Genomic DNA, 8,311 nt, shown 5'->3' with positions numbered 1-8,311 from the left:
AAAAACTTTTTAAATAATAAAATTACTTTTTTTATAAAAAAACCATTTTAAATAATTTATTCATTCAAAAAAAATCAAATAATTTTTAAAAACTTTTTTTCACTTGATTCCCAAGTATTTTTACACCATTTCAGAATAAACTAATTTTACACATTATTTATTAATCCTTTTTACATTTTTTCAAAATTCATTAAAATTAAAAATTGATAAAAAAAACTTTTAAAAAAATAAATCAAAAATTTTATAATGATTTAAAATATTAATTTTAAACAATAAAGATTAAAAAAAAAATAATTTAAAAGAAAGGGAATAAAATGTCATTTTTAACATTAATTTTAAAAAATCCCTTCAGAAGTAAGAGCAGGGCAATACTTGCAATCATTGGAATAGGAATTGGAATAGCTACAATAATTGCATTGGGAGCAATTACAGACGGAATGATAGCAAGTGCAGATGATACCCTACATGCTGGAGGCTGTGATTTTACAGTAAGTGGAAAATCAGAAGGTGAATCATCACAAATGGCCAGTTTTGGAACTACAACCATTGAAGATGACTATATTGAAAAAATAGCCAATATCAAAGGAGTCGGCGATGCAATCCCAATATACATGACTGTCCTCATGACCCCTAATTCACCCTATTTTGCAGTTATAGGAATGGATCCTGCAGATTACAAGGTTGCAGAATTAAGCATAACCGATGGAAGGCTTTATAAAAACGATACCAAAGAAATCATTATCGGAAAAATAGCTGCAGAAAATGAGGAAAAAGATGTTGGAGACACCATCAGCCTTGACAATAATGAATTCAAGATAGTGGGAATCTATGAATCAGGAAATTCCATGCAGGACCAAGGGGGATTTACTGCATTGAACAACTCACAGGAATTATCTGACGATGAGGGAATGATAAGTTCCATTTATGTCAAGGTGAAAAGCGGTGAGGATGTTGATGCTGTCAAGGAAAGAATTGATGACAAGTATGGTGAAAACCTAACAACAATCAGTTCCCTCAGTGATTTGGAAATGGTTAGAAACATGATTGACATGCTTAATGGAGCAAGTTTAGCAATTTCCTTACTTGCAATCATTATTGGAGCTGTAGGAATTATTAACACAATGCTTACAAGTGTATTTGAAAGAACAAGAGAAATTGGTGTTTTAAAGGCTGTGGGCTGGTCAGACAGAAAGATCCTGATAATGATTATTGGAGAGTCAATAGTGATTACAATAGTTGCAGGAATAATAGGTTCAATTGTAGGTGTTATTGGCGTTGAACTGCTTGCTGCATCAAATATAATGCAACTTTTAAGTCCTGTATATTCACTTGAAATATTTGCAAGGGCCTTTGCAATCGCATTGTTTGTTGGAATAATAGGAGGAATATATCCTGCATTGAAGGCTACAAAATTACCTCCAACAGAGGCTCTAAGATACGAATAGGAGGATTTTCATGGAAAACATTATTGAAATTAAGAATCTTAAAAAGTCATATGAAAATGGAAACATCAAGGCATTAAACGGAATTGACCTTACAATCAGGGAAGGGGAATTCGTATCCATCATAGGCCCATCAGGTTCTGGAAAATCAACCTTGCTGAATATGCTTGGAGCCTTGGACATTCCGGACAGCGGCGAAATAAGGGTTGCAGGATATGACTTGAGAAAAAATAACAAGCTGAATGAATTTAGAGGAAAAAAGATAGGGTTCATTTTCCAATTGCATAATCTGATTCCCAACATCAGCGTTGTGGAAAACATTGAAATTCCAATGTATACACAGGACAAATCCTCCAAGCAAATGAGGGAGGATGCCTTGAATCTTCTGGAGATTGTTGGACTAAAGGACAAGGCCAATATGAAACCAAACAAGTTATCCGGTGGAGAAAGGCAAAGAGTTGCAATTGCAAGATCTCTTGCAAACAATCCTTCAATCATACTTGCAGATGAACCTACAGGTTCACTTGATTCCAAAACAAGTACTAAAATACTTGAAGAGCTTCATAGACTTCATAAGGAAAAGAATATTACTCTGATAATTGTTACTCACGACATGACTGTTGCAAAACTAGCGGACAGAATAATAGAGGTCCTTGATGGAAAAATAATCAATGCAGAGGAAGGAAGTTTATTGGACAATAAAATAGAGATTAATAATTAATTTTATTAATCTTTTACTTTTTTTAAAATGAATGAAAACCAATTAAAATGAATAATAATTAAAATTACTAATTCTTTAATTTTTAAAAAATTTAAAACCAGAACTTAAAAATAAAAGAAAAAACTCATAAAAAATAAAAAATAAAAAAAGTTAAAAAATAAAAATTAGAAAAAATAGCATAAATTAAAAAAAATAGTTGAAAATTAAAAAAAATTAAATTAAAAAAATAGTAAAAAATTGCCAATGATTTAAATGGCATTTACTAAATTTTAGCTATCACGGAAATGATACGGGTTAAACTTTTATGCATTTTAATTGAGTATCTTTCCAATAAAACGAAACCTACTTCCTTAAACAGTGAATCTATATCCAATGAATCAGGACTGGCCATCACCAAAAGAGCATCTTCCTTCATACTATGTTCAATAGATTCTAAAAACTCTTTAAATATACCGGAAGCACCTTCACCACAGGTAGTTGTAGAAATGCCATATGGAGGATCTGTTACAACAGCATCAACCTCTTCATACATTTCAAGTTCACGAATGTCTACAACATGAGTCTTGTAATCTGTAATTCCAACATATTCCAAATTGGTTGCTGTACCCTTTTTCATTCTCCAATCAATGTCACAGCCAATGACCTTTGCACCTACAAGACCTGCCTCAATAAGAATTCCTCCTGTTCCGCAGAATGGATCAAGAACAGTTTGCCCCTCCTTTATACGGGAAAGATTTACCATACAGCGAGCAAGTTTTGGACTCATGCAGCCCGGATGGAAAAATGGTCTTTTATGAGGTTTCATATCCTCAAAATATTTCTTATCCAATCTGTATTTGCCATAACATAAGTAAACATTATCCAAATAGGCAACAATTCTTATCAGGGATTTAGGCTCTGATAAATTTACGGAAATACCTGGAGTATTTGTTAAAATCAAATGTCCTGCTCTTTTTTCAGTGCCAACCGTGTCTATATCACTGCGGAAACGTTTTACACGAACGGCAAAGTTTTCATCTATATACTCAGACCAGTCAATTGAAAGAATCTCATCCTCCAAATCCTCATAATCCACTGTAGTCAATAACTGATGAACCTCATGGGCGTATCCCAATCTTCTAACAAGCATCCTATAATATTCATCAAAATGCTCATCATCCAATTTTCTAAGAATTACTAGACCTGGGCAGACCAATTCCAATTCTGTTTCAACTTCTTCCGCTTCTAAAACAGCTCTAAGTTCAGCCAATGGAAGCTTATCATGCTCCTGTGACAAGATCAATAATAAATCCATTTTCAATACTCCATAATAAATACTTAAAAACCAAATAAAATACTTAAAAACCAAATAAAATACTTAAAAACCAAAGAAAATACTTAAAAACTAAATAAATACATAATTATTAAATTTAAACAATAAACCTAAATTAATCCTTAAACAAATATTTCAATAAATAAATTAAATCAAATTAAATAAAACATTTGATTAAAAAATTTAAAATCCAATCATTTCAACAACCAGATCTTGGCCAATTCCCTCTTATGAATGGCTGGAAGCAAATCCAAAATCAGACCTCTTTTTAAAAATTCCTTAACAAGAGCAGATTGATTGTCCATATCACCATATTCAGAAATTAATTTGTCAGCTTCCTTTTCCTTTAATTTAATGAAAAAGTAATCCAAGTCCTCATCAGACAATGTACACAATGTTTTTTGAACCTTGAACTGGTATGAAAACTCCTTTGAAAATCTCTTTTCAAAATCATTTGCATAATCATTTAAAATTTCCAAATCAGATTCCTCTAAGGACTTTACAATAGATTTAAATGCAAATTGAACTGATTCAAATCCAATCAATAAACCTCCACCAGTTGTAGGCTTAACTTGAGAAGCGGCATCTCCAATCAAGAGAACCCTATTTTTTACCAAAAGGTTTTTCCCATTGAATATTGGAATCTTGCCCTTGTACTTTTCCAAAACCTCATAGTTTGAATGATTGAACTCCTTTTCCAAAAACTTATCCAGAATCTCTGATTGCTCCTTACAGTTATAATTTGAAAACATGCCAATCCTATAGATATTTTTATAGACAGGAATATTCCAAATAAAACCTGGAAACAAATTTTCTCCTGCATAAAGGTCAACAAATTCCATATTTTCAATATTTTCAACCTTTACAAGATATTGGCTTGCATCATAAGTGTCAATCTCATTTCCAAGGGATTTTGATACAAGTGATTGTGGACCATCAGCCCCCACAATTATCTTAGAGCTTATTGACTTGACAGTGGATTCTGACTTGAATTCCACCAAACCAGACTCTGAATCGATATTTACTACCTTTGAAGATAAATGACAATCAACATCATTTTTTATTGCACGATTGAATAGGAATTGGTCCAATCCAACCCTGTCGATAATGAATGCCTGAGTTTCATCCTTAGAGACAGACAGAGAATGACTTTTACTATGCAGATTAGCTCCCTTGACATGATTCAATATTAAATCTTCAGGAATTTCATTTAAGGACAAAATTCTCTTATTAACTATGCCTGCACATTGCAATGGCAAACCTATAACTTTCTTTTTGTCTATAAGACAGACTTTAAGGTTTTCCCTAGCCAAATTATAAGCCAGACTTGAACCGATAGGCCCTGCACCAATGATAGTTACATCATAATCAAAACTCATACTTTACCTTCAAATTAAAATAAATAAAACAAATAAAATAAAATCAAAGCTTAAGTAAAATTTTTATTAAAGTCAATTAAAAACCCTTTAAAAAGTTTTTTAAAATTAAAAAAATATGAAAAATAATAAAAATTAAAGATAAAAAAATTAAAAATCTAATGTTTTCTGAATTTTCTGGAATGTTTTGCAAATACGGAATCCTCGTTTTTATCATTATTTTCTTCTTCAAAATCCTTTTTCTCAACAGAATTTTCATTGTTTACATTTTTCAATTCAGACCCATAATCATTTTGGGAATGATTTGAATACTGTTTATGATTATTTGAATGCCTTTTATTCCTATTGTTTCTGGAATTTCCATAATTAGGATTCCTGTTTCTATCTCCAGCATATTGATTAGATTCAAAGTCACGACTATCATGATAATTAGAATCAAAATCATTTCTTTCAGGATAATAAGACTCTTGATGAGGATATTCATTAGCTCTAGAATCTACTCTAGCATTCCTAGAATCATAAGGTCTTTGACTGGAATGATATGGTTCTCTATCCCTTCTTGAAGAGTTATATTCCCTTTGGTTATTATATGCCCTATTAGAATGGCCATTTTGATTATCATAACTTCTATCAGAATAGCTGCCTTGATTATCATAGCCCCTATCATAAGATTCTTGATTTTGATAAGGTCTCTGATTAGTTTTAGACCTTCTGGAATAATACCCTTCACCATATCCACTCTCAGAAGAAGGAGAATAACCCCTCTCAGAAGAAGGAGAATAACCCCTCTCAGAAGAAGGAGAATAACCTCTCTCAGAAGAAGGAGAATATCCCCTCTCAGAAGAAGGAGAATGAACTCTCTCAGAAGAAGAATAATCATAATCGTCAGAATATGCCTCATAGCTCATATTATCATAATTATGATTTGTATTATGATTATTAACAGACTTAATCTTTCTTGATGTGGAAGGCTTGAATTTAATATTGTCTTCCATATTATTCATTGCCTGATTAATGGTACTGTCAAATTCCTCATCAGAGATATAATCATCAGAATATCTGTCCTGATTGTCAAATAAATTAAATCCTCTGGAAGATTTTTTATCCTTGGAAGGATTTATTACAACAGAAGCGCCGCCGGACTTATGGTCATCATATCCCCTATCATTTCCAAGATTACCTTGATTTATATTTCTATCAGGAGCTCTTCTTGAATGATTATTGGATGAAGGTCCATCATAAGCCCTGGATTCGGAATAGTTTCCACGAGAATTATCATAAGGCCTTGAAGAGCCATAGCTAGAAGATTCTGAATATGAATGTGAAGGACCGGCGAAACCTTTGGAAGAACCATCATAAGACCTGGAAGAAGAACCGCCATACCCCCTTGAAGAACCATCATAAGACCTGGAAGAAGAACCGCCATACCCTCTAGAAGAATCCTCATAAGACCTGGAAGAAGAATCGCCATATCCTCTTGAAGATTCTGAATAATCATTGGAAGCATATCCTTGAGAGCCCTGATTTTGAGCCTCAAGATTGCTTTGATGGAATTCTTCATAATTATTTGCAAAATACTTTTTAGGATTCCTCTGATATGATTCCCTTATTGCTCCGGAAGTGTAATGACGGTTTCTTTCATTTGGAACATAAGTATTTACAGAACCATAGTCAGATTCATAATCGGAGCCTTCATAATATGAATCATCATAATTGGACTTATTATAATCATTATTTCTGGATTGTTGAGCCTTTTTCCTTATATCCCTAAGGTTCCTTTTACGCTCTTTTGCATCAAGCAATTCAAGATCGTCAAGATCTTCCATACGCCTATAATGAGACTTTTCATCGGAATTCGGTCTTATCGGATTGAAATTGGAATTGGAATATCCTGTCTCCTCATCATATAGATTGCGTGATTTGAGATGTGTGCCCCTAATGTTTTCAAAAATAATGTCCTCAATCTTTTTAGGACTTGAAACATCCTTGATTTTAATATTATTTCCATCATAAGCACTGTATAATGTGATGGTGCCTACTGAAAACAATCTTCCAAAAAGACTTTGGGAACGGTCCACATCCTGAATGGTATTGAAAGGCATATAATTCTTTTTATGTAAAAGCAAGCCCTTCTCTGCAATGACTCTGGTTTCTGTAATTGTATACTTGACAGTTGTCCAAGCCAACAATTTAAAGACAATGTATACAATAACAAGAATGATGCATACAAATATTGCAATTGCAAAGTAACGAGTCATTGGCAATTTACTAGATTCAATAAGATAAACCTGCATATTTCCAATATATTGAATTCCTGTAGTGTATAATGAAAAAAGGAAACCTAATAAAATCATTCCAATTAAAATTCCCTTGGAATAAACAATGATATTAGGCTGAGTTTCATATAATATCTTTTCATTAGACTCATTATTTTTATCTTTACTAAACATTAGTTTATATTTATAATTTTTATTTTAAATATAGTTTTGTAATAAAAAATTTTTCAAAATGAATAAAATAGTGAAAATGAGAAAAAAGAATAAAAAACATAATTCTAAAAATAAAAAAAGATAATTAAGAATAAAAAAAAATAAAAAAAGAATAAGAAAATGAGAAAAGATAATTAAGAATAAAAAAAAATAAAAAAAGAATAAGAAAATGAAAAAAGAGAAAAATTAGAGATCTACGGCATCTGCATTGAAGACATCAATTATAAGGTCTTCTGCAACTAAATCTTCAATATTTTCTCCAAATTTAATGAAATGTTCAGTTTTTAAATGAGTGCCTAAAATATCTATAGATTCCCATTGCTCTACAAACAATAAAGTTCCATCACCAGTATTGCTGTACAGGTTGTAATCTACATTTCCATCTTCTTTTCTTGAGTTTTCAATTAAGTCTTGTGCAAATTCAACAATTTTTTCACAAGCTTCTTCATCTTTAGGGATTGCTTTTGCCAATACGATTATCATAAAATCACCGACTAAGATTTTTATTGATATTTATATTCCAAAATATATTTAAACTTTTTAATTGTTCAATAATATGAAAATAAACAATTAATCATTTAATCATTTAGCATAAAAAAAAGCAATTATAAATTATTTTAGAAAAAATATGAACAATTTATTTAAAAAAAATCATCCCCCCATGAAAAATGAGTAAAAAATTAGAATAAGGAATAAAAAAGAAGTAGAAAAATAAGTAAAAAATTAAAAAAAAGAGTAAAAAAAATTAAAAAAAAGAGTAAAAAAAATTAAAAAAATAAGCAAAAAATTAAAAAATGAAATGGCCTCAGATCGCCCATCATTCATCACGTATCAGAGCTCATAGGGTTCATCACAGGCCATTTTAATGATAATTAAGATAAAAAAATAGAATTAAAATAATAAAAAAACTAAAAAACTAAAAAGCTAAAAAGCTAAAAAGCTAAAAAGCTAAAAAGCTAAAAAGCTAAAAA

General features: G+C 31.1%; 6 protein-coding genes. 2 read left to right on the top strand and 4 right to left on the bottom strand.

Features of this window, described 5'->3' with window-relative positions; genetic code table 11:
• Positions 1 to 314 precede the first annotated feature (314 nt).
• Positions 315 to 1,445 (top strand): ABC transporter permease, encoded by a 1,131-nt coding sequence (locus Q0138_RS06055; RefSeq protein WP_297982075.1) that lies wholly within the window; start codon positions 315 to 317, stop codon positions 1,443 to 1,445.
• 10 nt (positions 1,446 to 1,455) lie between these two features.
• Positions 1,456 to 2,163, top strand: coding sequence for an ABC transporter ATP-binding protein (locus Q0138_RS06050; RefSeq protein ID WP_297982073.1), 708 nt, complete (start codon positions 1,456 to 1,458; stop codon positions 2,161 to 2,163).
• A 262-nt stretch (positions 2,164 to 2,425) separates the two neighbouring features.
• On the opposite strand, the gene Q0138_RS06045 is transcribed toward Q0138_RS06050, so the two are convergent.
• From Q0138_RS06045 to Q0138_RS06030, 4 genes are all read right to left on the bottom strand, one after another.
• Positions 2,426 to 3,457 carry a TIGR01177 family methyltransferase gene (locus tag Q0138_RS06045; protein WP_297982071.1) on the bottom strand — a complete coding sequence of 344 codons (1,032 nt, stop codon included), beginning with the start codon at positions 3,455 to 3,457 and terminating at the stop codon, positions 2,426 to 2,428.
• A 212-nt stretch (positions 3,458 to 3,669) separates the two neighbouring features.
• Positions 3,670 to 4,854 carry an NAD(P)/FAD-dependent oxidoreductase gene (locus Q0138_RS06040; RefSeq protein ID WP_297982069.1) on the bottom strand — a complete coding sequence of 395 codons (1,185 nt, stop codon included), beginning with the start codon at positions 4,852 to 4,854 and terminating at the stop codon, positions 3,670 to 3,672.
• Between the two features lie 155 nt (positions 4,855 to 5,009).
• Positions 5,010 to 7,301 carry a PH domain-containing protein gene (locus Q0138_RS06035; RefSeq protein ID WP_297982067.1) on the bottom strand — a complete coding sequence of 764 codons (2,292 nt, stop codon included), beginning with the start codon at positions 7,299 to 7,301 and terminating at the stop codon, positions 5,010 to 5,012.
• Between the two features lie 225 nt (positions 7,302 to 7,526).
• Positions 7,527 to 7,823, bottom strand: a complete 297-nt coding sequence (locus tag Q0138_RS06030) for a putative quinol monooxygenase (protein ID WP_297982065.1) — start codon at positions 7,821 to 7,823, stop codon at positions 7,527 to 7,529.
• Between the last annotated feature and the right edge of the window lie 488 nt (positions 7,824 to 8,311).

The sequence above is a fragment of the uncultured Methanobrevibacter sp. genome (genome assembly GCF_937906425.1).
GTDB lineage: Archaea > Methanobacteriota > Methanobacteria > Methanobacteriales > Methanobacteriaceae > Methanobrevibacter.
This window is presented reverse-complemented; position numbering and strand designations above follow the sequence as displayed.

Coding starts and splice junctions, on each gene's coding strand:
- Q0138_RS06045 (WP_297982071.1), bottom strand. CDS start 3,457: ATGGATTTATTATTGATCTTGTCACAGGAGCATGATAAGCTTCCATTG.
- Q0138_RS06030 (WP_297982065.1), bottom strand. CDS start 7,823: ATGATAATCGTATTGGCAAAAGCAATCCCTAAAGATGAAGAAGCTTGT.
- Q0138_RS06055 (WP_297982075.1), top strand. CDS start 315: ATGTCATTTTTAACATTAATTTTAAAAAATCCCTTCAGAAGTAAGAGC.
- Q0138_RS06050 (WP_297982073.1), top strand. CDS start 1,456: ATGGAAAACATTATTGAAATTAAGAATCTTAAAAAGTCATATGAAAAT.
- Q0138_RS06040 (WP_297982069.1), bottom strand. CDS start 4,854: ATGAGTTTTGATTATGATGTAACTATCATTGGTGCAGGGCCTATCGGT.
- Q0138_RS06035 (WP_297982067.1), bottom strand. CDS start 7,301: ATGTTTAGTAAAGATAAAAATAATGAGTCTAATGAAAAGATATTATAT.